Genomic DNA, 1,458 nt, shown 5'->3' with positions numbered 1-1,458 from the left:
CAGCAGCCCCACCGCCTGGTGCACCGCGTCGACATGCCCCCGCATCTCCAGCGCCGCCTCCGCGTCAAGCCCCGTAGAGGCAGGCGGCAACCCGACGAAGACCCGTTCGGCGAGGCCCAGAGCCACCTCGCCGAGAGCCGCCGTGTCCGTCCCCCGCACATCCCCGTACCGCAGTGACCGCACGAGGGCGGGCAGCGCCTGCGCGAGGTGCCCGACGTCCGCCTCCAGCGCCGCCCGGTCGGCGAGCACCCGCATCACCACGGGCAACGCGTCCGGCAACTCCGCCAGCAGGCACCGCTCGGCGAGCGCCGTGACATCGGCGAGGGCCACCGCCCCGACCGCGTCGGCCGACGCCTTTCCGGTCGCCGCGCCCAGCACCGTGGTGCCCCACACCCCTGCCTCCGCGACCCGCACGGAAAGCTCCGGCTCCCACCGCAGCCGCCAGGCCTCCCGGAACGTCCCCGTGCTCCCCCGGGACCGCGCCGGCTCCCCCCAGCCGATGCCGAGAAGCCGCAACCGGTGCAGCAGTGTGCTGCGGGCCGCGTCCGTCTCCTTGCGGAGGTCCAGCTCCAACTCCCGCTCCAGGGCCTCCGGCTTCAGCCGCAGCCTGCGCTGGAGCCGGGTCAGGTCGCGCTGGAGCGGCACCGCGGGCGCCGCCTCGGGGACCTCCCCCAGCACGTCCCCGACGACGAGCCTGTCGTGCACGAGGGCGAGCGGTACGTCCGAGCCCTCGCACATCACCGCCCGCACCGCGTCGGTCGTCTCGGTGAGCCCGGCCAGCGGCCGCCCCCGCATCGCGGCGAGCGTGTCGGCGAGCCGGACCGCCTCGATGACGTGCGCGGACGACACGAGCCGGTCCTCCTCGCGCAGCAGCCGGGCGACCTTCGTCATCCAGCGCTCGACGGGCCGGTCGGGGGCGCCGAACAGGTGGCCGTACCAACCGGGGGACGCGATGCCCGCCCCGTACCCACTGGCGCGGGAGAGCCTGCGGTGCGTCCAGGGCACCCACGTCATCTCCGCCTTCACCTTGGGGAGCCCCTTGAGCAGCGCCCGGTCGGCGGCCACGGTGACCTTGCGCCGCAGCGCGGGCACATGCCAGGCCCCGCACACCACGGCCACCCGGTCGGGACCGAACTCCTTCTGCGCGGCCCGCATCCGAAGCCGCATATGCGCCTCGCGCACCAGGTCGCGTCCGTGCCCACCGTCCTCGTACGCCTCGCGCAGCGCCCCCATGGCCTCTCCCAGCGCCTCGAAGGGCGCGAACGCGTCGGCGCCCGACCCCCGGTGCTCGACGACGTCCTCCCACCAGCGCTCGGGATCGTCGTATCCGGCGGTCTCGGCGAGCACGGCGAGGGGATCGATCCGCACGGCGTCCTCGCCCTCGAGAGCCGCGTCGCTTCCCGAGGCGGGCTCACCCCCCGGAGTCACCTCGTCCCCCGGCGCCGCCTCGCCCTCAGG

At 75.5% G+C, this 1,458-nt stretch carries 1 protein-coding gene; it reads right to left on the bottom strand.

Features of this window, described 5'->3' with window-relative positions; genetic code table 11:
- The coding region (locus GKQ77_RS32715; protein ID WP_258022357.1) for a DUF5682 family protein at positions 1–1,458 on the bottom strand (1,458 nt) is incomplete at both ends.

Origin of the sequence: Streptomyces anatolicus (genome assembly GCF_019400875.1) — a bacterium.
In the GTDB taxonomy this organism is placed as follows: Bacteria; Actinomycetota; Actinomycetes; order Streptomycetales; family Streptomycetaceae; genus Streptomyces; species Streptomyces anatolicus.
Note: the sequence above shows the minus strand (reverse complement) of the source record. Positions and strands in the feature narration are given on the sequence as shown.